This window comes from Pseudoalteromonas sp. MMG007 (genome assembly GCF_018100985.1).
In the GTDB taxonomy this organism is placed as follows: Bacteria; Pseudomonadota; Gammaproteobacteria; order Enterobacterales; family Alteromonadaceae; genus Pseudoalteromonas.
The window spans coordinates 511,915-534,796 of the sequence record NZ_JAGJEI010000001.1 but is presented as its reverse complement, the minus strand read 5'-3'; the positions used below and the strand labels follow the sequence as shown (position 1 = coordinate 534,796).

Here is a 22,882-nt window from a genome sequence, read left to right as displayed (position 1 = left end):
CATACGGAAAGCGTTATTTGTTTATAGGTTACGAAAAGCCTAAACTTAACGCCATCCCCATTAAAATAGCATCTTCAAAGCCATTTTTAGCGGGGTTGTCACTTGGGTAATAGTTTTTACGCACAGACATTTCTATAAAGCCAGCACGCTCGTACAAAGCAATTGCGCGAGTATTTGACTCTCTAACTTCTAAAAATAAGTTTTCTGCGCTTTGCTGCTCGCCATATTCAATAAACTGGCTAAGCAACTGCCTAGCAATGCCCTTACCTTGCTGACTTGGTGTTACACAAATATCCATAAGTGTAAAATCAGGCCCCGCCTTTTCACCAATATAAAAACCCACTAATGTGCTTTTATCAAACGCCGCTAAGTTAAAGTAGCGTCCTCCCATACATGAACTCATTGTTTTAAGCGTCCAAGGGTGGCTATGGCAAGCAGTTTCAATTACCATTAATTGTTCAATAGCACTTTCATCTACGGCATTAAAGTTTATCAAGGTGTTTACTCATTAAAGCCCATAAAGCGCGCTTATCATTAGCACTGAGCTGTTCGGTTGGCAATGTAAGCTTATCATCAGTTAACTGCATCTCACTGCCTTTAAGCACACTATTAATAACCATAGGTTGAGCACTTAGCTTTATATCAGTAAATAACTGCTTATTAAGCGTTAAAGGCTCAGTACTTTGTATAGGCGCTGAAGTAGAATTAGTATTGTTTGGACGATAATGCTGATTTAGTTCGAGGTTCTCTATACCAAAAATAGCTGCGTAACGTGGATGCATAACAACTCAGTAAATTAAACACTTGAACAATATATGAAGTAATAAAAACGATGTAAAGAAGAAATGGCAGGGGCGGAGAGATTCGAACTCCCAACCGTCGGTTTTGGAGACCGCTGTTCTACCAATTGGAACTACGCCCCTGCAATGTCGACGAATTATAGAGACCTTTGAGAAAAGGTAAAGCAAAAAATCACTTTTTTAGTTTAACTGCTTTTAAAATAGGCAAAACGATGAATTAGCACACAAATATAGTGTATTTAACTTGTTTCATAAATTAAATACCTTAAAGCACAGCTTATTTTAGTCGGGGTATATGGGCTATTCTTTAGCTATGCATAACTAATAGTCGCAATAGCGCAAAAATAATTTGTAAATTTATTAGACCAAAGAGCATAAACAATTCAATAACATTATTAGCATTTGTGGTACGATTTTAATCTTAGGGGATCCGCGCCTTATCACCTAATTACATATTTCATCATGTATCTTACTTTCGCGGATCATTTACACTGCAAATATGGAGGAGCTTTACTATTGGCTTAGCTAATAGTTCACGCCACGTTATATGAAGTTTAAATCAAAAAAATACAGTATCGACTCAACCGATTATCAAGTAGGTCAAGATAACGTTAGTAAATGGGGCATGGATATCCATAGTAATGTGTTTTCCGTTTCTATTGGATTATCTCTACTATTTATTATTACTCTACTTGCCCTCTCACCTAGCGAAGCTAAAGACGCTATTAACACAATAAAAAATGCAGCTCTAACAAACTTTGACTACGTATTTATGTGGGGCGCTAACATACTCCTACTATTTGCAATAGGCATAGCAGCTTCACCACTTGGTAAAATTAGATTAGGAGGCGATAAAGCAAAGACGGAATACTCTACCCTTTCTTGGATCTCTATGCTGTTTGCAGCAGGTATGGGTATTGGCCTTATTTTTTGGGGTGTGGCTGAGCCTACCGCGTTTTACACTAACTGGTTTGGTACACCGCTAAATGCTGAGCCCTTTACTGAACAAGGGCGAGAAATGGCCTTAGGAGCAACGGTATTTCACTGGGGGCTTCATGCATGGGCTATTTATGGCATGACCGCACTGTGCTTAGCGTACTTTGTTTATAACAAAGGTTTACCGCTTTCTATGCGCTCAGTGTTTTACCCGCTTTTTGGCGATAGAGTATGGGGTAAACTCGGTGATGTTATAGATGTTATGGCTGTGTTGGTTACTCTTTTTGGCCTTGCTACATCGCTAGGCCTAGGAGGATCGCAAGCGGCTAGTGGCATAAGCCATGTTTTAGGGTTCGAAAATTCATTATTATTACAACAAGGTATTATTTTACTAATAATGGGCTTAGCTATTTTATCTATTGTGCGTGGTATGGATGGCGGCGTTAAATTGCTCAGTAATATAAATATGGGCATTGCTATTGTGTTTTTAGCACTTGTTTTTGTTTTAAACTTTACTACTGTACTTGATTCAGCCTACACAGCAGTAATAGGCTACGTAAAAAATATTATTCCGCTGAGTTCTAGCACCGGTCGAGAAGATACGCAGTGGCTTCACGGTTGGACTGTGTTCTATTGGGCTTGGTGGGTGGCTTATGCGCCATGTTTTGGTATGTTTGTAGCGCGCATTTCTAAAGGGCGTACCATACGCGAATTTTTAGTCTATGTACTTCTTATCCCCACTTTAGTTACCACTGCGTGGATGTCGGTGTTTGGCGGTGTGGCTATTGATCAAGTTATAAATGAGATTGGCGTACTCGGTGCTGATAAAGGTATTACCGATGTGTCACTTAGCTTATTTTATATGCTTGATGCGTACTCTTTTGGTACCGCGCTTTCACTTTTAGCTGTAGCATTAATAATTATATTCTTTGTAACCACACTTGATTCTGGCTCTATAGTAATTGACAGCCTTACATCAGGCGGGAAGCTTGAAGTGCCAATAAAGCAAAAGCTAGTATGGGCAAATATTGCCGGAGTTATTGCAATGCTTATGCTTTGGATTGGTGGTACTGAGTCTATTCAGGCACTACAGTATATAACCATTATTGCTGCGCTGCCTTTTACGTTTATTTTGCTGTTTGGCAGCGTAAGCCTTGTAAAAGGGCTGCTGACTGAATTAGAGCCAAAAACTAAGCGTTAAAATTAAAAGCTAAGAGCTAACATTAGCGCGTAAAAAAGCCCGTTTAATAAACGGGCTTTTTAATGTGCAATAATAAGCTCAGCAAAGTAAGCTTACTTATTTGGTATTATTCCCACTCAATAGTTGCAGGTGGTTTACCAGAGATATCGTAAACAACGCGTGAAATACCGTCAATTTCGTTAATGATACGGTTAGAAACCACACCTAAAAACTCATAAGGTAAATGTGACCAACGCGCCGTCATAAAATCAATAGTCTCAACACAACGAAGTGACACAACCCAATCGTATTTACGTGCATCACCCATAACCCCTACCGATTTAACAGGTAAGAACACAGTAAACGCTTGGCTTACTTTATGGTAAAGATCAGCTTTGTGTAGCTCTTCAATGAAAATAGCATCAGCACGGCGAAGTAAATCACAGTACTCTTTTTTAATTTCACCAAGTACACGTACACCTAAACCAGGACCAGGGAATGGGTGGCGGTAAAGCATGTCGTACGGTAAACCTAACTCTAAACCAATTTTACGTACTTCATCTTTAAATAACTCACGAAGTGGCTCAACGAGACCCATTTTCATGTCATCTGGTAATCCGCCCACATTGTGGTGAGATTTAATAACGTGCGCTTTACCTGTAGCAGATGCTGCAGACTCGATTACGTCTGGGTAAATAGTACCTTGGCCTAACCATTTAGCATTTTTAAGCTTTTTAGATTGCTCATCAAATACATTAATAAACGTGTGGCCGATAGCTTTACGTTTATCTTCTGGGTCTGATTTTCCCGCTAAGTCAGCTAAAAATTGATCTTCAGCGTCAACTTTTACAATGTTTAGCCCAAATTTATTACCAAACATGTCCATAACTTGCTGACCTTCGTTTAAACGAAGTAAGCCATTATCAACAAATACACATGTTAATCTATCGCCAATTGCGCGGTGAATAAGCATAGCCACAACCGATGAATCAACACCACCTGATAAGCCTAAAATAACTTCATCATCGCCAACAGTGTCTTTGATACGCTCAATGGCATCATCAATAATTTTTGCAGGCGTCCATAGCTTTTCACAACCACAGATATCAATAGCAAAGCGTTCAAGTAAGCGTTGCCCTTGGTGAGTGTGAGTTACTTCTGGGTGAAACTGTACGCCGTAAAAACGCTTTTCTTCGTTAGACATAGCAGCATGCGGACACGTTGGTGTTTTAGCTGTTGTGCTAAAGCTTGCTGGTACTTCCATAACTTTATCGCCGTGACTCATCCATACGTCTAAAACGCCGTTGCCGCCATCGGTAATATGATCTTCAATTGCATCAAACAATGCACAATTGCCTACCTTTTCAACTTGCGCGTAACCAAACTCTTTTTTATCAGAGCTGTGAACGCTACCGCCAAGTTGAGCGGCCATTGTTTGCATGCCGTAACAAATGCCTAATACAGGAACGCCTGCATTAAACACATACTCAGGAGCGCGCGGGCTGTTTTCCAGTGTTGTTGATTCTGGGCCACCAGAAAGAATGATACCTTGTGGGTTAAACTCGCGGATTTGCTCTTCAGTCACATCCCATGCCCACAGCTCACAATAAACACCAATTTCGCGTATACGACGCGCAATTAGCTGAGTGTATTGTGAACCAAAGTCTAAAATGAGAATTCGTGAATCGTGAATATCTTTGCTCATGGAGTATCTCGTAAAGTAGATGCTAAATGCCGTTTGTTAATGTAAACGACTAAAAAGAGGGCTTGCAAAGCAAGCCCAATAAATTGTTAATTACGCGCTTAGCCTAAGCGGTAATTTGGTGCTTCTTTGGTAATTTGCACATCATGTACGTGCGACTCACCCATACCAGCAGATGTAACACGTACAAACTGAGGTTTTGTATTAAGCTCTTCAATCGTTGCACAACCGGTTAAACCCATTGCACTACGAAGACCGCCTACTTGCTGATGAATAATCGTTGCAATTGGACCTTTGTAAGCTACGCGACCTTCAATACCTTCTGGTACTAACTTGTCAGCTTGGTTAGATTTTTGGAAGTAACGATCTGATGAACCTTCTTTTTGATCCATCGCACCTAAGCTACCCATACCACGGTATGATTTGTAGTAACGACCTTGATATAACTCAACTTCGCCAGGCGCTTCTTCAGTACCCGCAAGCATTGAGCCAACCATCACACATGATGCACCAGCAACAAGGGCTTTAACTATATCGCCAGAAAAACGAATACCACCATCAGCAATTACAGGTATGTCACGGCCTTTTAGGCCTTCAACCGCATCAGAAATAGCAGTAATTTGTGGAACACCACAACCCGTTACAATACGTGTAGTACAAATTGAACCAGGGCCGATACCTACTTTTACTGCATCAACACCAGCATCTGCAAGGGCAATAGCACCTTCTGCTGTCGCTACGTTACCCGCAATAATTTGTAAATCTGGGTATGCTTGACGAGTTTGCGATACACGGTCAATAACACCTTGAGAGTGGCCATGTGAAGTATCGATAAGTAAAACATCAACACCCGCTTCAACTAATGCAGCAATACGCTCATCAGTGCCTGCGCCAACACCAACCGCAGCACCTACACGTAAACGACCTTGGTCATCTTTACATGCATCCGGTTTATCTTGTGCTTTTTGGTAATCTTTAACGGTGATCATGCCTTTAAGTTTAAACGCATCGTCTACCACTAAGATTTTTTCAATGCGGTGTTCATGCATTAAACCTAAAATCTCTTCGCGAGAGGCACCCTCTTTAACAGTTACAAGCTTTTCTTTTTTAGTCATAACAGTAGAAACTGGCTGCTCTAGCTTAGTTTCAAAACGCATGTCACGGCTTGTTACAATACCAACAAGTACATTGTTGCTATCGGTAACAGGAAAGCCTGAAAAACCCTTTTCCTGAGAAAGCTCAACAGCGTCTGCAATAGTTAAATCTGCAGTTACTGTTACAGGGTAAGATACAATACCCGCTTCGTAGGTTTTAACTTTACGAACATTTTTCGCTTGTTCTGCGATGGTCATGTTTTTATGGATAAAACCAAGACCGCCTTCCTGCGCAAGGGCAATAGCTAAACGTGCTTCTGTAACAGTATCCATAGATGCTGAAATAAGCGGCAAGTTAAGTTTGATACCACGCGTTAAGCGAGTTGAAATATTTGCCGTGTGCGGCAAAACAGTAGAATGACCAGGTACTAAAAGTACGTCATCAAAGGTAAGAGCTTCTTTAGCAATTCTAAGCATTTTGGCAACTTCTCACATGTGGATCTAAGATAAGGAATTGCGGCCAAATTTTAACAGCGTTCTGAGCATTCGTAAATAATATTTCGCAATTATTTATGATAAACTTGCCTCATAAATAATTTTAGGTTGTTTTTTATGTTTTCGAAGCCTTCGCAGACGGTTTACACCGTTTCACGCCTTAACAGAGAAATTCGTACAGTGCTTGAGCAAGGCTTTGCATCTTTAGTGCTCACGGGTGAAATTTCTAACTTTATTACCCCTGCGTCTGGGCATTGGTATTTTTCGTTAAAAGACGATAAAGCGCAAATTAAGGCTGCTATGTGGCGAGGGAATAATCGCAACCAAAGCTACCGCCCTGCCAATGGCGCACAAGTCACCGTTAAAGCACGTGTATCACTTTATGAACCTCGGGGTGATTACCAACTTATTGTTGAACATATGGAGCCTGCAGGAGAAGGTCAGCTTAAGCAAGAGTTTGATGCACTAAAAATGCGCTTAGCCGCCGAAGGGTTATTTAGCTCTGCCTACAAAAAACCACTACCGCAAAATATAAACCGTATTGGTGTAATAACCTCAGCCACCGGCGCTGCAATAAAAGATATTTTAACTGTACTTAAACGCCGTGCACCGCAATTAGAAGTCATAATTTATCCTGCAATGGTGCAAGGCAAAGAAGCGCATGTGCATTTAATTAATCAAATAGAGTTGGCAAATGCGCGCAATGAGGTAGACGTGCTTATTTTAGGGCGCGGCGGCGGATCACTTGAAGATTTATGGTGCTTTAATCACGAGCAACTTGCGCGCGCAATTTATCAAAGCGAGCTGCCCGTTATAAGCGCTGTAGGCCATGAAATAGACACAACCATAAGCGACTATGTAGCCGATTTACGGGCTGCTACCCCATCAGCGGCTGCTGAGCTTGTAAGCCCTAACACGCAAGAGCTACACAACAAAGTAACGCAGCTCATTAACCGTTTAAACAATGCTTTTAAACACGATATTGCTGATAAACGCGCACTTGCTACGCAACTTCAGCACCGTCTTAACTTGTGTCATCCGCGTAACCAGCTAAATCAAAAGGCACAACGATTAGATGAATTAAGTATTGCGCTGCAACAAGCTATGCGAAACCGTTTATATCAGCATGAGCGCACACTCAATAATTTAACGCCGCGCTTAATGCGTCAATCGCCCGATAAAAAGCTAGCACAAGCTTCTCATCAACTGTCGCAATTACAAGCAAGGTTAAACCAAGCTATACAACAACAATTACAGCAAGCCAATAATAGCCTAGCATTACAAGCAAGTAAGCTGGACTCGGTAAGCCCTCTTAATGTTTTAGCGCGCGGCTATAGCATCACTAAAACACAACAAGGCAAAGTGGTTAAATCGGTGGGACAAATTAAAACAGGCGATGTGATAATTACAGAGCTTGCCGATGGCTCTGTAGAATCACAGGTCATACCTATTACTTAATACTGATACAGTTTAAAGCTCTGTGCTTAGTAACAAGCTAAGCTTAGTATCGCTTGATGTAGATGTAGAACTTACAAATTGTTTCCAAAATCCTTGTTTCATCAACTTGTCGTTTAGCTCACGCCATTGAGCACTCCCAAATGCATCGTTATCAGCGGGTGCGGCAAGTTCAAATTCACATACCGTCGTTTTACATTTTGCGCTAACAACATCAGGAATAATTGCTAAATCTGCTGTTAATAAAAAATCTTGTAGTGCCATTTCCGTATTGTAAGCCCACTCTTCATCACGTGTTTGGCTCTCGAATTTATCACGTAAGACTTTCTCAAAATCTGAAGGGCCTCTCATTTGCTTCAAAACACTTTTAAGTGCTGATTTTTGCTCGGCAAGTTGTTGCTTAAGTTGCACAACTTGCTCTTCTAAAGGTAGTTCATCAAGCTCTTGCGTTTCAGGATTAGTGAATGAGCTATTTTTATTTTGCTCTAAACTAACGACTTGTTCAGTAACATCTTGTACTGCATTGTTTGCTGTTACTTCGTTACTTTTTATCTGCTGAGCATAAGGTTTTTGCAAAAGAGTATCACTTTGCTGTAACTTCGCAGGCTCTAAATCATTTGGAGCTAAGCTAAAATACCCCCAAGTTAAACCTACACCAGTAATAAACCCAATACCTAAAGTTAACAAACTATTTTTGCTCATCTTAATTCCTTTTAAGTTTTATTTATCTATTACATATCATAGCATTGCACTGGTATGGGATTCATTCTCAGGCTCTGGGTTAGATAAAAAGTTTTGGTTCATACTTTGCGCCGGACAGGGACATTCCGGCTTGCCTACAATTTTAGCTGGTACGCCAACAGCAGTAGTATGTGGCGGTACAGCTGTTAAAACCACTGAACCGGCACCAATGCGAGCGCCCTCGCCCACTTCAATATTGCCAAGTACTTTTGCACCTGCACCAATAAGCACACCGGCTCTAATTTTAGGATGACGATCACCCTGCTCATTACCTGTACCGCCAAGTGTTACGGATTGAAGTATTGATACATTATCTTCAATGACTGCCGTTTCACCTATAACAATACCTGTTGCGTGGTCAAACATTATCCCTTTACCAACTTTACAAGCAGGGTGTATATCTACGCCAAACACCTCAGAAGTACGGCTTTGAATAAAACGCGCTAACTCTCTGCGATTTTGTTGCCATAAACAATTGGCCAAACGGTGCGCCTGAATAGCATGAAAACCTTTTAGGTTTAACATCACGGTAAGATGCGTTTCAGCAGCGGGGTCGCGGTCTTTCACTGCTTTGATATCTTCGGCAACAAAAGAAAGCATCCGGTCACATTTTACAAACGCTTGATCGAATAGCTCACGAATAGTAAATGCGGAGACCACAGCATCTGCCAATTTATTAGCAACAATAAAGCTTAGCGCCGAACCTAAACACTCATGATTCAAAATGCATGAATACACATGGCTTGCTAAAAGTGGTTCGCGAGTTACGACTTCATTTGCTTCACTACGAAGCTGTTGCCAAATTTCATGACGCATAATACTACACTGCCTTAAATTGATATAAAAAGAGCCTTTTGTTAAGTTTAACGGATTTAAAGCCGAAGGTGTTAACGCCTTAGTTATTTGTTCTGGTTATTAGGTATAACTAACAATCAGAAGTACAATTAAATGTACTTATCTATTTTTTTAAATTAATTTATACGACAGTAGTTAAAATTACCAATACATTATAAAAATAAAATAAGTTATTTAAAATCATAAGCTAACAACACATGACAGCATACCTGTCATATGCCAAAATGCCCACTGGCGTACCACTGACGGCGTAAAAAACAAAAGCAAACGCTAAATTAGCATCATCAACTCAACAAGGATAACGATGATGAAAAACGATATATTAAATACGAAAAAATTAGGATATAAATTTTACTTTCAAGATGGCGACAATCAAATAGCCTGTTTTGGGAGTTACTTTACTGGAAAAGAAGAAGTATTTATAAACGATGAGTTAGTTAGTAGTAAGCGTAGCGTTGGTAGAAAAAGCACGCATAGATTTGAGTTTAAAGAACATAACTATCAAGTTAAATATCACATGCTAAATATTATCACTGGTAAGCTTGAATGTACTTTTTTTAAAAATAATGAGCAAATAAAGCAGCAAGAACAAACTGTACTTCCTTTTATTAAAGATCCGAAAAGAGCCGTCCTCTTTTTTACCGCCAGTGTACTTGCCGGGTACTTAGGTGCGCATTTAACCTTTACGCTAATTGACTTAGTGGTAGGTAAATAAACACATGCAACTTAACCCTAAAACAATAAAAACACTTAGGCAGCAATTTAATTGGACGCAACAGCAACTTGCTGATGCCTGCGATGTAAGCTTACGTACCGTTCAGCGTGTAGAAAAAGAAGGTGCGGCATCAAAAGAAACCACAATGGCTTTATGCGCAGTATTTGAAGTGCGCCAAGGCGAGCTTATAAAACTGGACGACTTAGAAGTGAATGAAGCGGTTAAAGCCCAATCAACGAAAAAGTTTATTGTCGCTATTGCTATAAGCTCTTTAATTAGCTTTACACTCGGTGTTGGCTGTATGTTATTCATAACGAGCTTATGATTGTAATAACAAACCTATGCTTTCGCTTAAAGTGTTAATATAAAAATGCCCCAGAGCTTTAGGCTCTGAGGCATTTTTTATACGCTTAAAGATAGTTTAAACCACTTAAATTATTGAAATACTTTATCGACTTTCATTACTTCAATATTGTTAGCCGGAATTGCTAATTTATAATCAGCGATTACTTTATCCTCAGCCACAAGTTCTGCTGGTTTTTCTGTGTTGTAAACCATTGGCGAGGTTTGCTCTGACGCTAAACGTTTTTTCATGTCTTCGCCATCACCGGTAATAAACACGTACTGGACGTTATCGGTTTGCAGGTTATCTTTTATCACGCGATTAACATCAGCAAGCGTTAGCTTTTCAAGCTTACTTGTCACATATTTTACAAACGACTCTGTGTTGTAAAACTCGCTATCAAGTGCATACCCTAACTGACGGTTTTGACTTGCTACAAGCTGCGGCACGTAGTTAATTAAAAAGTTACGTGTTGCTTCAAAGTCTTTTTCGGTTAAGCCGTTTTTAATAAGTTTATCAAGCTCAAACAGCGCAGTACGCGTTGCAAAGTGTGCATCGTTATTCGAGCGCAGCGGGCGCAACCAAATTTGAAATATTTGCTCAGAGCGTCCTAAATTCGCATCGGGCTTAGTTTGAAACATCCCACGCGGGAAGTATTCAATGTACGAGTAATCGCCGTAGTTCATACCACGTGTTTGGCGAATTCGCTCATACAGGTATGAGTTAGAACTACGATGCTCACCAAAGTACGAACGCACAAGCCAAAGGGCGGTCCAATCTTCGCTACTACGAATAGTATCAATTGGGAAACCAAACGATACCGCAGTAGATTGCGCCGACTTTTCAACAATCGTTGCGTGATGACCTTTAAGTTCTGGTGCATCAGGAATACTTAAACGGCTTTGCTCACCTTTAGGTAAGGTTGCTAAGTCGCTCATAATATTCGCTTTAAGTGCTTTAGGCACTGCGCCAATTAAGCCAAGTGTTAGTTTAGATTGAGTAAGCTCGCTTTTGTAAAATGCTTTTACATCATCAAGCGTAAGGGCTTCTAAATCAGAAATATCACCGTAGTTGTAGCTTTCATATGGGTGGCCTTTGTAAAGCGTACTGTAAAGTACTTCTTTGCCTAGCTCTTCATCGTTAGATGCTTTTAAGCCCGACTTTATAGCGTCGATCATTTCTTTTTTAAGGCGTTTAAAGTCATCGTCTCTAAAACCTGGGTTAAGCAGTTGCTCGCTTATAAGTGCGTACCACGTTGCTGCATTATCTTTATGAATACGCCCTTGGAATGACAGCATTTCTTTATCTATCTGATAATCAAAGCTGCCCGCAAGCGGATAAAGCGCTTTTTGAATCTCTTTGTAACTCGTACTTTGCGAACCACCTTGAGCAAGCATAGCGGCGGTGAGCGCGGCTACACCTTTTTTACCTTGAGGGTCTGCGGCTGCACCTGTATTAAATAAAAAGTTTACATCAATAAGTGGTGAGCTATTGGTTTTATCAAGTACTTTAAATACCGGTGCCTCTGGTGCTTGTTCAAGCTTTGCAACTACAGCACTTAAGTCAGCCTCTTTTGCAAACCCTGGGGCTTTATCAAGTGCCGACATAGTCACGGTGGTACGCGAGTTATCTACAAAGTATTTATTCGCAACAGCTTTTATGTCCTCAGCGGTTATGTTGTCGGACGATTTATAAAGCTGATTAATAACCTCTGGATCGCGCTCAAAATGCATGTATCTTGCAAGGGTTGATGCAATCGCTTGAGACGAATCTAAGCCATTAATAAAACTGTATTTAAGATTAGACTTTAAATCGCTTAGCTTTTGGCTATCTACAAGCTCAGTGCGCGCTTTAGCATAAGTGCGGTTAATTGCATCACGTGCTTTTGCTAAATCATCCGCGTTTTCTACTTTTACAAACACATGTAATAAACCAGGATCTTTTGTTTCTGGATTGTAGGTAAACATTTGACTCGCTATTTGTTTATCAACAACAAGCTCTTGGTATAAATCTGAGTTGTTTGAAAAATAAAGCTGCGAGATTAAATCAAGTGCCGCCCTGTCTTTTTTGGCAGGCTCCCATGGCGCACCTTTGTACGATACAAGTAACCAATGCCCTGGTAATGCTTCGTTTTGCTCATGTATATATTTAGGTGCTTGCTGCTTTGGCTCAGCTTTTATATCGGCAACGTAATCGCCTTTTTTCCAGCCTCCCCAATGCTTTTTAACCATTGCCATTGTGGCCTTAGGGTCAACATCACCCACTATTACTAGCGATACATATTCAGGCTTGTAAAACTTATCAAAAAACTCTTTACCGTACGCCATTTGATCTGGCATGGCTTCTATATCTTCAAAAAAGCCCATAGTGGTATGTTTATAGGTATGTTTGTCAAAAGCTTCTTCGCGTACAGCACTTAACAATTTACGAATAGGGCTGGCGTTATTTTTTAAATACTCACCTTTAACCGTAAGCGCTTCGGTTCTAAATTGCTCTTCAGTGTAAGTAAGGTTTTGAAAAATATCGGCTTCAATTTCAAGTACTTTATCAAGATGCTGCTTTGAAAAGTTTAAATGGTAGTTTGTGTAATCATTGGTGGTGTAAGCACGGTTATCTACGCCTGCATTTTTAAATACGGCAGTGTATTCGTCTTGCGGGAATTTTTTAGAACCTTTGAACATCATGTGCTCAAAAAAGTGAGCAAAACCGGTTTTACCTTCTTTTACTTCATTACGCGAACCAACCGATACCGGAATTTGCAGCGAAACTACATCGGGGTAATCGGTTTTAACTACCATTACACGTAAGCCGTTATCTAGCTCTTCAATCAAGTATTCTTGCGAAAATACACGCTCATCAGCTTTTGTTGTTTGCTGTTGTTGTGCTGTTTGCATGTTTTCGCTTTGCTGTGTTGCACAGCCAGTTAAGGCAAGCGTTACCGCTAAGCTTGTTGCTAATAATTTAAATTTCATTGTTGTCCCTTTTTAAATTGAGCAAATTTATTGTTAGGTTATTACCAGAGCCTGTTGATCTTTCAAGGTTAAATTTGCAGCAGTCTGTTTGGTATTTAGGCAAGGCAGAGCCTATACAGTGTGGTTATTCCCCATAAATAGGCGATAACGTAGCATTAATGCCAAACAGGCGCTTCCCAAAAGGTTCTTCCTAGGGGCTATTTACTCTTTGTTGCTCGGTTTTGACTTAGCCCACTAGGTTACAAATCTCGCGTCGCGATTAAATAGCCCTTAGTTTGAACAAATTTAATCCGCAAAGTTCAACAGACCCTAACTCACCCTCGATTATGCCTTAAAGCGAGTAAATGTAAGAGTTTTAGCCCATTTTTTATGTAAACAACTGTGTCAATCAGCCTGTTTATTAAATTATTAGTATGAATATTATTCAACCAAGTTGAAAAACTTTCATTAAACAAATCTATCTAGACGTCTAAATGGCTGCTATATTAAATTACATACATTGGACTAAGCTGGAATGAGGATTATGGCTTTATCACTTCAAGAAAAAATAGAAGATACCAAACAAGGTGTTTATCTTATTGGTACTACCCCGCCTAAAATTGGCACCGATGAAGCACAATTAAAAACCATTGCAGAGAAGCTATTAGGCCGCTTGCATGAAATTGAATACGATGGCGTAATAATTTACGACATTCAAGATGAAAGCAGCCGAACTAACCAAGCTCGCCCATTTCCGTTTAAGCAAACTGTAGACCCGCGAGAGTACAGCCACTTACTACGTAATTTATCTGCTCAAGATGTAATTACCTATAAAAGTGTAGCGCAGCGTGGCGTTGGCGAATTTAAAGATTGGCTAGATGAAACTAAAAAAGACTACGATTTAAAAAATGTCGTGTTAGTGGGTAGTCCATCATCGGTAGGCGATATAAAGCTAAGCTTACCCGATGCCTATAAAGCACTGGCTGAGCAAAGTGATGACTTCTTTTTAGGGGGCGTTACCATAGCAGAGCGCCATTCAAGTAAACGAAATGAGCATGAACGCTTAATAGAAAAAACAGCACAGGGTTGCCAATTTTTTATATCGCAAGCTGTTTACGATGCCCAAGCCACAATTGATTTAATCACCAGCTACGCGCGTACCTGTAAAGCACAAGGCATTGCACCAAAACGACTTATTTTAACGTTTACCCCGTGCGGCGGCGAAAAAACCTTAGAGTTTATGCAATGGTTGGGTATCTCAGTGCCTGAGGCTACTAAATGGCGCATGCTTGATGCAGAAAACACATTAAGTGAATCTGTACGTATTTGCCGCGAAAACCTCGACTTAATACTTAAAAGCTGTGCGCACCTAGACGTGCCACTGGGCTTAAATATTGAAAGCTTAACAAACCGTAAAGAAGAAATCGACGCATCAATAAACCTATACCGTTTATTAAAAGCCATTATGGAATTAAACCTAGCCGAAAAACAAATCGCCTAAACGCTAAACTAAATCCACACCCTTTTTGGCAAGCCTAATGGCTTGCTTTTTTATCGCTATGATTAAGTGTACTGCTTTTATTGTTAAGTTTTTTTAAGCTGCTTATACGCTTGTTTATTTTTATACATGGCTTGGTCTGCATCATTTAATAACGCTTCAAAAGGCTGCTTTTGTTTGTTCGTAAAGCTATAACCTATGCTGAGCGATAAATCGCAAACGTCTTCTTTGAGTAAAGCTTTTGAATACTCAGAGGATATTTTATCTATGATGTAGCTAATTTTACTCTTATCGCTTACCTGTATTACTGCAACAAATTCGTCGCCGCCTAAACGCCCTACTATATCGGCACCTCTTAAATGTGTTTTTAGGGTATTAGCCAAAATAATTAACGCTTTGTCGCCTACTTCATGGCCGCAGGTATCGTTTAATTTTTTAAAATCGTTTATATCAATAAACAAGCAGCATACGTCAAAGCCTAAACGCAGTGCTAAGTTAAGTTTTTGCTGAGCTAGCAAGGTAAGTGCGCGGCGGTTATAAATGTGTGTAAGTGGGTCAAGCATGGCTATTTCGCGCATTTGCTCAAAGCTATAAATAAGCGCTAAGTCGTCTTCAATCAAGTCGCGAAGCTGCTCTATTAGCTCAAAATATTCATCTGTATAACTGGTATGTTTCGTGTCTTTTAAGCATAGCGTGCCAAACACATCACCTTCGGGCCAATGAATGGGTAATCCTAGGTATGATTGAACGCCATCTTCAATAACCTCAGGCATGGTATTCCATTGCTCATTATTGCAGGCATCGTTAACATATAAAATATTGTTATTTTCCGCTACGTATCTGCAAAAAAGAGGTGTTTGTGGAGGGAGTATTGAGTTGGTTTCAAAGTTAGAGCCGCCTTCGTTACTTCTAATAACAACTCGGTAGCCTTTGCTTGTTGCCTGTACTATATAACCAGACGGAGCCGAAAACAGCCCCGTAATAAGATCAATGGTCTTTTGCCATTTGTGCAGTGATATTTGGCCATCGACTCCCGAAAATGCCCATTGATCCGTTTCAAACATAACTTTACCTCAGCTATTTATTAGCTCAAGTATAGGCAAAAAAGCGAAACAAACGCTACTACTTACGGCGTCTACTCGGTGCTCTTTGACCTGTAATGCGTTTTTTATCACGATCTTTTCGCGCTTTATTGGTGTTTTTACGATTATCTTTAGGCTTTTTGTTTAAATCTGGCTCGTAACCTTCTAACCATTGAGGCGCTAAACGCGTATCAAGTAAGACTTCTATTTCTTCAAGCAGCCATTGCTCATCAATACTTACTAGCGACATTGCAAGGCCTTGCTCACCGGCGCGACCTGTACGGCCAATGCGGTGTACGTAGTCTTCTGCTATGTATGGCAGTTCAAAATTTATTACATATTTAAGCGCAGGTATATCGAGCCCGCGCGCTGCTACGTCGGTGGCAACTAATACGCGTGTAGTGCCTTCTTTAAAGTTTTGTAGTGCACGGTCACGCGCGCCTTGCGATTTATCGCCATGAATGGATTCTGTTTTTAAACCGTCTTTACACATTTCTTTGGCCAGCTTATCGGCCATTTGCTTGGTGCGGGTAAATATAAGTACTTGGCGCCAATTTTTCATACCAATCATGTGCGATACCAACTCGCGCTTACGGTCTTCATCTACCGAGTAAATAACTTGCTCGACTTCAACGGCGGCTGAATTACGTTTATCAACCTCTATAAGCTCAGGGTTTTTAAGTAGCTTTTTACTTAGCTCAAACACGCTGTCGTCAAATGTTGCTGAGAACAATAAAGTTTGGCGGTCACCTGGAATGTGGCGCAAAATACGTTTTATTTCATCAATAAAGCCCATGTCGAGCATGCGGTCTGCTTCATCAAACACTAATGAATCAACACTTGAGAGTATCACACTGCCTTTAACTATATGATCGAGTAATCGTCCAGGGGTTGCGACTATTACTTGCGCTGTTTTAAGTGCTTTAATTTGCGGGCCAATACTTGCGCCGCCATACGCTAAAGCGCCATTAATATTGCTGCCTTGTGCGTACTTTTCAAAGCTGGCATAAACTTGCTGAGCTAGCTCACGCGTTGGCGTTAAAATAACCACTCTAGCAATACCTGGTTCATCTTTTTTAGGCGTATTTAAAAGCTTATGTAGTAGCGGTAATACAAAGGCTGCTGTTTTACCCGTGCCTGTTTGTGCACTGCCCATTACATCACTACCCGCTAATATGTGCGGAATCGTTTTAATCTGAATAGCGGTAGGCGTTGTGTAGTTGTTTTGCTCGATTGCTGATAATAATAACGGATCGAGATTAAGTGATGAAAATGATGAGGCAGACATAGGCTTAGCTTAAAAATAACAAAGAGCGCCATTATACCTGAGCTTTAGTAATAAAAAAGGCGCTATAAATAGCGCCTTTATTTAAAATAAACTTTAAGCCGGTTTTAATGTGGCTTTTCGCTCATTATAAAATGCGATTAAATCGTCAACGGTTGCCTGGCAATATTCACGAATACCCGACACTACCATGTGCTTTTCACCAAAACCGACTTTTTCACCATTTTCGATTAAGTTAAAACGCAATGTAATTTTGCCGCGTTTACCTGTGTATTCAAAACTGGGTTCAGCAAATTCAAGTGTAGGTGCTTGAATATCAATGTTATCAAGGTTAATAATCATCGACTCATAAATAACCATAGGGCGAGCTGGATTTATCATTACATCTTGCTTACCCATCAGCGGAATAATGACATGAGGGAACGCAGCACCAGAAAACTCAACATAGTTTTTTATTAAGCTATTAGTAAGTGTTGGGCATTTGCTGGTTTTACCTTCGCGTTTTACCTTTAAAATTACTTTATCACCGTTGGTTACATCAAACTCGTCATCCCCTTGTGGGAAATTAAGTTTAGTGTTTTCGTCAACCATACCGGCAAAGGTAAATTCCATTCGCTCACTTATACCATAGCGGTCTAATACTAAAGAAAAAAGTAAGTCTCCTGGCGCGCAAAACTTTTTAGCATCTTTGTCGTGAAGTGGATTGTAATCATCGGCAACACATTTTGCGAAACGACAACCTTGCTCACGAGAGATAGAAACGTAATCAGCATGTTGCTGAAAATAAGGACTTAACATAGTTTGTTCACTGCTTAAACTGCTTATAACCTATCCATACTATCAGAAATAAAACAAAGAGAGGTCGAATCACTTACTAAATCTTACAATCAACTTAAGAGTAAATGTTGCACACTTCTGTTTTTGTTAGTAATTTACTTAGCAAACTACATAAGGGACTAATAATTATGTTACGTGTTATAGCAACAATAAGCGTACTCACAACCTTGGCAGGATGCTCTGGCGTGACTTTTCATACTGATATAGATAACGATATTCTATCTCAAGAAATCGGTACATACGTTAATAAACGAGATTTACAGCAGTTTTATAGCGACCAAGAAGCACACGAAAGTGGCGCTACACTTTTAGGCCGAATTGAAGGTGAAAGCTGTAATGGCGACGGTATGGGTAATAACAATACTAGCTACAACCGCTCTAAATCTGACGCTATAGATTTACTAAAAGCGGATGTCATGCGCAGAGGCGGCAATGCTTTTACTATTAATTCTTGTAGTGAAACGTCTGTATCATATTGCGATTTGTCTATTTTATGTACCGGCCAAGCCTACGATTATTAATTAAACACTCTATACATTAAGCGCAAAGCTAAGTAGCACGCGCTTACCCGATTCGATTTTAGATACGCTGTGTTCGTACTTATCGGGTCTAAATAAATAAACGCGGTTAAACCAATTAATAATGCATTTTGAGCATTTAAACACCCCGCCAGTTTTGGGTTTTACGAGTACAAAATTAAGCTTGTAGTAGCGCCCTTGTTGCACCGGGTCAATATGATTCATCACGCTGTGATTAGTTGGGTAAGTGACTAGGTTTATTGAAAATTTATTACTGCTAAAAATAGCTTTGTTTTTAACTGTTGCGATCATACTGCCTCCTTTTGTTTAAATGACGCATTTTAGCATTTGCTAAAGCACCAATGCTTGAACTAAACAATATCAATACGCGATGGCATATAGCTAAACAGCCTGAAACAAAAAAGCCGAGCTTATTTACTACTTAATAAGCTCGGCTTTAAAAGTGCATTATTTAATCATTACGCACTTGGGTATGTGCGGTACGCACGCTCAATATTTTTAGCCTGCTTTTTAGAAATACCTAAATGAGCAAGTGCAACACGTAAACGCGCACGTGATAAGTCAGAGCCTAAAATCTCCATTGCATCAAGTACCGACGTAGACGATGTTTTACCGGTAATTGCTACAAATATTGGCTCTAAAAAGTCTTTAATTTTAAGCTCGTGGAATGTAGCTACTTCTTTTGCAATGGCAAAAATTGCAGGCTTTTCAAAGCTTCGTAAGCCTTCTAACTGCCATACGAAAAATTGTAGCGCTTGGCGTATTACATTTTCGTCTGCTTTACCCGCAGTTAAAAGTGCTGGATCGTAAGTTGGAATGCCACCTACAAAATGACCTGCTAAATCAACCATATCCGACAGCGTATTAATACGTGTTTTAGCTTCAGGTAATACTTTAGCTAGCATTTCACCATTAAACTTCCAATCAACAAAGCGCTTCACAAGCTCTTCATCTGTTAGATTTTCGCGGATCCAAGTGCCGTTTAACCAGCTTAACTTATCTACGTCAAACACTGGGCCACCGAGTGATACACGCTTCATATCGAAGTGTTCGATCATCTCGTTAAGGGTGAATTTTTCACGCTCGTCAGGCATTGACCAACCCATGCGGCCTAAGTAGTTAAGCACAGCTTCTGGTAGATAACCCATTTCTTTGTAGTAATTTATTGATGTTGGATTTTTACGCTTAGAAAGCTTTGATTTATCAGGGTTACGTAGTAGTGGTAAATGACCAAGTACCGGCGCTTCCCAACCAAAATCTTCGTAAAGCTTTAATAATTTAGGGGCTGAATTAATCCACTCTTCGCCACGGAAAATATGGCTAATTTGCATGTGATGATCATCTACCACATTTGCTAAAAAGTACGTTGGAAAACCATCTGCTTTTAGTAGCACTTGCATGTCAACGTTTTCCCACGGGATCTCAATTTCATCTCGTAGGTAGTCGTTAAATTTAAAGGTGCCTTCGCTTGGGATTTTCATACGTATAACGTAAGGCTTACCAGCAGCTAAGTTTGCTTTAATTTCGTCTTCTGTATGGTTTAAACCACGGCCATCGTATTTAGGGCGCAAGCCTTCTGCCATTTGCTCTTCACGCATTTGATCAAGCTCTTCGCTTGTTGCAAAGCAGTAAAACGCTTTACCTTGCTCAACTAGCTGATGCGCGTATTTTTTGTATAAATCGCTACGCTCAGACTGACGGTAAGGGCCAAATTCGCCACCTACATCAGGACCATGATCCCACTCAAGGCCTAACCAACGCAGGCTATCCATAATAGCTTGCTCTGATTCTGGTGTGCTGCGCACTTGGTCGGTATCTTCTATACGAAGAACAAACTCGCCGCCTTGCTGTTTAGCAAAACAGTAGTTAAATAAAGCAATGTAAGCTGTGCCAAGATGCGGGTCACCTGTTGGTGACGGGGCAACACGAGTACGGATTGTCATGGTAATGTCTCTTTAAATAAGTGAGATAAAAATTATGTGGTTACGTTTAAGCTGCTACTTTATTTAAGTAAGCAATAATATCGTTTGATTCGTAAAGCCATTCTACTTGGCCATTTTTTTCGATACGTAGGCATGGCACTTTAATTTTGCCGCCTTGCTCTAACAGCTCTTGACGATATTGCTGATTATTCTTTGCATCACGCGTTTCTACTTTTAAGCCCTCGCGCTTAATAGCACGGCGCACTTTTACGCAAAACGGGCATGATTTAAATTGATAGAGTTTAAATTGTGAAGTTTGTAGATCAAGCTTTGCTTGCTCGTCGCTTGCACGCTTTTTACTGCGAGGAGTAAATACAAAATTAAAGAATAAAATTATACAACCTAAAAACCAACGAACGAATTTCATGTTTTATGCTCTGCCTACAACAATTTAAGGAGCCAGATTTTAGCACAAATTTACAATCAAAAAAGCTCAATACTGTTATCTACTTGTTGTTGACCATTTACGCCTAATTCATTGTAAGGCATTACTCTGTTGCGGCCATTATTTTTAAAGTGGTATAGCGCTAAATCGGCTTGATTAACAATGCTTGAAACCGTATCAATACTTGCCAGCCCTAAAAAGCCACAACTAATGGTGAGCTGCACTATTTGAGGAAAAAAATACTCTGCAGTATTTAAGCGTAATCGATTAAGCGCTACTCGCGCTTCAGTCTCAGTGTTGGTGTGAAATAATAGGGCAACCCCTTCACCGCCGCATCTAAATACGCAATCTACTAATCTATAATTATTTTTTAAAAGCCTTGCCACTAATAAAATAACCCCACAGCCGATTGCATGTCCGTAGTTATCATTCACGTTTTTAAAATGATCAATATCGGCAATGGCTAAATACCATCGGCGCTTATTTGAAACCTCACTTCGCGGTTTTAAAAAGCTATTACTGAGACTATTTCAATAACTTTTTTGTCGATAGTTTGCTTATTTAATAGCTCTGTTAATGGGTCTAAGCGCGATTCATACAAAAGCCCAAGTTGGTTAGCATAAATATTTAAAATATGAATAGCCAACGCGCCTGTCCGTTCACTTAGTCTATGCTGAGTTTCTATTAATTCAACCCCATTACTTCGCCAAAATGATAAACCGCTAAATAACTTCTAATTACACCACTATTCGCCTTCATCAAAAATGCCTAAACTGTTTATTACCTCAACTGCTAAGACAAAATTATCAGTTTTGCTAAATTATTAGCAACACCTTATCCCCATACAATAATAGGTTTAAAATAAGACTAAATCATCTCGGTGTAATACCTCTGCTCCTGTGTCGTAATCGAGTAACTCGCCTATTTTATTTGAATGCGCCCCTTTAATTTTATTTACCTCAACGCTGCTGAAGCGTGTTAAGCCACGTGCAATAACTTGGTTGTTAGTATCAATTAAATCTATTAAGTCGCCGCGCTCAAAGCGGCCAAACGCATTTGTAACCCCCTTAGAGAGCAAACTTGCGCCTTTGTTTTGAAGTGCTGCAATAGCCCCTGCATCAATCACTATTTGGCCTGTACTTTTAGGCCCTGCCATTAGCCATTTTTTTCGGCCATCTTTTGGCGCACTAAGCTTTAAAAAACGTGTACCGGGTAATTGCTCACTCATGCATTTTAAAATAACGTTGTTGCCAGCGCCTTTGGCAATAATAACTTCAACGCCTGCGCGCCTTGCGATATCGGCCGCTTGAAGTTTTGTAGCCATACCGCCGGTGCCTAAGTTTGTACCACTGCCACCAGCAAGTTGGCGAAGTTCATCGTTTATGTGGGTTACTTCGTCAATTAGTTTTGCATCGGCGTTGGTGCGAGGGTCGCTGGTAAATAAGCCTTCTTGGTCGGTAAGTAGCAATAATTTTTTCGCATTAGCTAAAATGGCTACAAGGGCCGATAAGTTATCGTTATCGCCCACTTTTATTTCGCTTGTAGCAACGGCATCGTTTTCGTTAATAATGGGCACTACATCGTAATTTAATAATGCATTGAGTGTATCGCGAGCATTTAAATAGCGAGCGCGATCATCTACATCCGCTCGGGTCAGTAACATCTGCCCTACATTAATGCCATATAAAGCAAATAAGCTTTGCCAAATATGAATAAGTTGGCCTTGCCCTACCGCTGCTAGCATTTGCTTATCAATGAGGCTTCGGCCACAGGGTTTAATTAGTTGCTCGCGCCCAGCAGCGACAGCACCGCTTGATACTAAAATGACTTGGTAACCTTGTTTTTTTAGCTCGCTACATTGGCGTACAAGTTCAACCATGTGTGCTTTGTCTAATTTATCGGTGCCACCAGTAAGTACACTTGTACCTAGCTTTACAACTATTACCTGTTCCCTTTGCATTATTTTTTACTATTAAAATTTTTAGATAATTTAACTTATACCAGCTC

Annotated in this window: 21 protein-coding genes and 1 tRNA gene; 6 read left to right on the top strand and 16 right to left on the bottom strand. The window is 40.1% G+C overall.

The features are described 5' to 3' along the window. Positions 1 to 28 precede the first annotated feature (28 nt). The 3 genes from rimI to J8L71_RS02500 all read right to left on the bottom strand — a co-directional run bounded on the left by rimI (position 29) and on the right by J8L71_RS02500 (position 923). Positions 29 to 496 (bottom strand): ribosomal protein S18-alanine N-acetyltransferase, encoded by a 468-nt coding sequence (rimI, locus tag J8L71_RS02510; protein WP_210999121.1) that lies wholly within the window; start codon positions 494 to 496, stop codon positions 29 to 31. Next, positions 483 to 782 (bottom strand): hypothetical protein, encoded by a 300-nt coding sequence (locus J8L71_RS02505; protein WP_210999120.1) that lies wholly within the window; start codon positions 780 to 782, stop codon positions 483 to 485. The genes rimI and J8L71_RS02505 overlap by 14 nt, the downstream gene beginning before the upstream one ends. Before the next feature lie 64 nt (positions 783 to 846). Further along, a tRNA-Trp gene (locus J8L71_RS02500) sits at positions 847 to 923 on the bottom strand. A 424-nt stretch (positions 924 to 1,347) separates the two neighbouring features. Between J8L71_RS02500 and J8L71_RS02495 the strand changes: the two genes are divergently transcribed. Then, a complete protein-coding gene (locus tag J8L71_RS02495; protein WP_210999119.1) occupies positions 1,348 to 2,937 on the top strand; it encodes a BCCT family transporter in 1,590 nt (529 codons plus the stop codon). A 106-nt stretch (positions 2,938 to 3,043) separates the two neighbouring features. Here the strand turns inward: J8L71_RS02495 and guaA are convergent, their stop codons facing one another. After that, on the bottom strand, positions 3,044 to 4,621 hold the full coding sequence (gene guaA / locus J8L71_RS02490; protein WP_149593635.1) for a glutamine-hydrolyzing GMP synthase: 1,578 nt from the start codon (positions 4,619 to 4,621) through the stop codon (positions 3,044 to 3,046). Positions 4,622 to 4,719: 98 nt separating this feature from the next. Continuing rightward, positions 4,720 to 6,189: an IMP dehydrogenase gene (guaB, locus tag J8L71_RS02485; RefSeq protein ID WP_058547183.1), complete on the bottom strand. Its 1,470-nt coding sequence runs from the start codon at positions 6,187 to 6,189 to the stop codon at positions 4,720 to 4,722. A gap of 135 nt (positions 6,190 to 6,324) precedes the next feature. Between guaB and xseA the strand changes: the two genes are divergently transcribed. Then, positions 6,325 to 7,665, top strand: a complete 1,341-nt coding sequence (xseA, locus tag J8L71_RS02480; RefSeq protein ID WP_210999118.1) for an exodeoxyribonuclease VII large subunit — start codon at positions 6,325 to 6,327, stop codon at positions 7,663 to 7,665. A gap of 12 nt (positions 7,666 to 7,677) precedes the next feature. Here the strand turns inward: xseA and J8L71_RS02475 are convergent, their stop codons facing one another. Both J8L71_RS02475 and cysE read right to left on the bottom strand, forming a co-directional pair. Continuing rightward, a complete protein-coding gene (locus J8L71_RS02475) occupies positions 7,678 to 8,364 on the bottom strand; it encodes a hypothetical protein (RefSeq protein ID WP_210999117.1) in 687 nt (228 codons plus the stop codon). A 36-nt stretch (positions 8,365 to 8,400) separates the two neighbouring features. Beyond that, positions 8,401 to 9,219, bottom strand: coding sequence for a serine O-acetyltransferase (gene cysE / locus J8L71_RS02470; protein ID WP_210999116.1), 819 nt, complete (start codon positions 9,217 to 9,219; stop codon positions 8,401 to 8,403). 346 nt (positions 9,220 to 9,565) lie between these two features. On the opposite strand from cysE, the gene J8L71_RS02465 reads away from it, so the two are divergent. Both J8L71_RS02465 and J8L71_RS02460 read left to right on the top strand, forming a co-directional pair. Beyond that, the gene (locus J8L71_RS02465) at positions 9,566 to 9,973 is read left to right on the top strand and encodes a hypothetical protein (RefSeq protein ID WP_210999347.1); all 408 of its coding nucleotides are present in this window, start codon (positions 9,566 to 9,568) and stop codon (positions 9,971 to 9,973) included. 4 nt (positions 9,974 to 9,977) lie between these two features. After that, positions 9,978 to 10,298: a helix-turn-helix transcriptional regulator gene (locus J8L71_RS02460; protein WP_210999115.1), complete on the top strand. Its 321-nt coding sequence runs from the start codon at positions 9,978 to 9,980 to the stop codon at positions 10,296 to 10,298. A gap of 110 nt (positions 10,299 to 10,408) precedes the next feature. Here the strand turns inward: J8L71_RS02460 and J8L71_RS02455 are convergent, their stop codons facing one another. Next, complete coding sequence (locus J8L71_RS02455) at positions 10,409 to 13,288, bottom strand: pitrilysin family protein (protein ID WP_210999114.1); 2,880 nt, start codon at positions 13,286 to 13,288, stop codon at positions 10,409 to 10,411. A 523-nt stretch (positions 13,289 to 13,811) separates the two neighbouring features. Here J8L71_RS02455 and J8L71_RS02450 point away from each other — a divergent pair. Continuing rightward, positions 13,812 to 14,768 carry a hypothetical protein gene (locus tag J8L71_RS02450; protein ID WP_210999113.1) on the top strand — a complete coding sequence of 319 codons (957 nt, stop codon included), beginning with the start codon at positions 13,812 to 13,814 and terminating at the stop codon, positions 14,766 to 14,768. Positions 14,769 to 14,851: 83 nt separating this feature from the next. Here the strand turns inward: J8L71_RS02450 and J8L71_RS02445 are convergent, their stop codons facing one another. The 3 genes from J8L71_RS02445 to J8L71_RS02435 form a co-directional block, all read right to left on the bottom strand. Beyond that, a complete protein-coding gene (locus J8L71_RS02445) occupies positions 14,852 to 15,829 on the bottom strand; it encodes a sensor domain-containing diguanylate cyclase (RefSeq protein ID WP_210999112.1) in 978 nt (325 codons plus the stop codon). A gap of 58 nt (positions 15,830 to 15,887) precedes the next feature. After that, positions 15,888 to 17,135 carry a DEAD/DEAH box helicase gene (locus J8L71_RS02440; RefSeq protein WP_210999111.1) on the bottom strand — a complete coding sequence of 416 codons (1,248 nt, stop codon included), beginning with the start codon at positions 17,133 to 17,135 and terminating at the stop codon, positions 15,888 to 15,890. A 93-nt stretch (positions 17,136 to 17,228) separates the two neighbouring features. Beyond that, positions 17,229 to 17,930, bottom strand: a complete 702-nt coding sequence (locus J8L71_RS02435) for a DUF3581 domain-containing protein (protein WP_210999110.1) — start codon at positions 17,928 to 17,930, stop codon at positions 17,229 to 17,231. A 167-nt stretch (positions 17,931 to 18,097) separates the two neighbouring features. Here J8L71_RS02435 and J8L71_RS02430 point away from each other — a divergent pair, with 167 nt between their 5' ends. Further along, the gene (locus tag J8L71_RS02430) at positions 18,098 to 18,490 is read left to right on the top strand and encodes a hypothetical protein (protein WP_210999109.1); all 393 of its coding nucleotides are present in this window, start codon (positions 18,098 to 18,100) and stop codon (positions 18,488 to 18,490) included. Between the two features lie 9 nt (positions 18,491 to 18,499). Here J8L71_RS02430 and J8L71_RS02425 read toward each other — a convergent pair whose 3' ends face one another. The 5 genes from J8L71_RS02425 to proB all read right to left on the bottom strand — a co-directional run bounded on the left by J8L71_RS02425 (position 18,500) and on the right by proB (position 22,835). Next, positions 18,500 to 18,799, bottom strand: coding sequence for a 2OG-Fe(II) oxygenase (locus J8L71_RS02425; protein WP_210999108.1), 300 nt, complete (start codon positions 18,797 to 18,799; stop codon positions 18,500 to 18,502). 167 nt (positions 18,800 to 18,966) lie between these two features. Then, on the bottom strand, positions 18,967 to 20,451 hold the full coding sequence (gene gltX, locus J8L71_RS02420) for a glutamate--tRNA ligase (protein ID WP_210999107.1): 1,485 nt from the start codon (positions 20,449 to 20,451) through the stop codon (positions 18,967 to 18,969). 46 nt (positions 20,452 to 20,497) lie between these two features. Further along, complete coding sequence (locus tag J8L71_RS02415) at positions 20,498 to 20,857, bottom strand: glutathione S-transferase N-terminal domain-containing protein (RefSeq protein ID WP_210999106.1); 360 nt, start codon at positions 20,855 to 20,857, stop codon at positions 20,498 to 20,500. 56 nt (positions 20,858 to 20,913) lie between these two features. Next, positions 20,914 to 21,309: a GGDEF domain-containing protein gene (locus J8L71_RS18480; RefSeq protein WP_348771777.1), complete on the bottom strand. Its 396-nt coding sequence runs from the start codon at positions 21,307 to 21,309 to the stop codon at positions 20,914 to 20,916. Positions 21,310 to 21,731: 422 nt separating this feature from the next. Beyond that, entirely contained in the window at positions 21,732 to 22,835 is a 1,104-nt protein-coding gene (gene proB / locus J8L71_RS02405; RefSeq protein WP_210999105.1) for a glutamate 5-kinase, read from the bottom strand. Between the last annotated feature and the right edge of the window lie 47 nt (positions 22,836 to 22,882).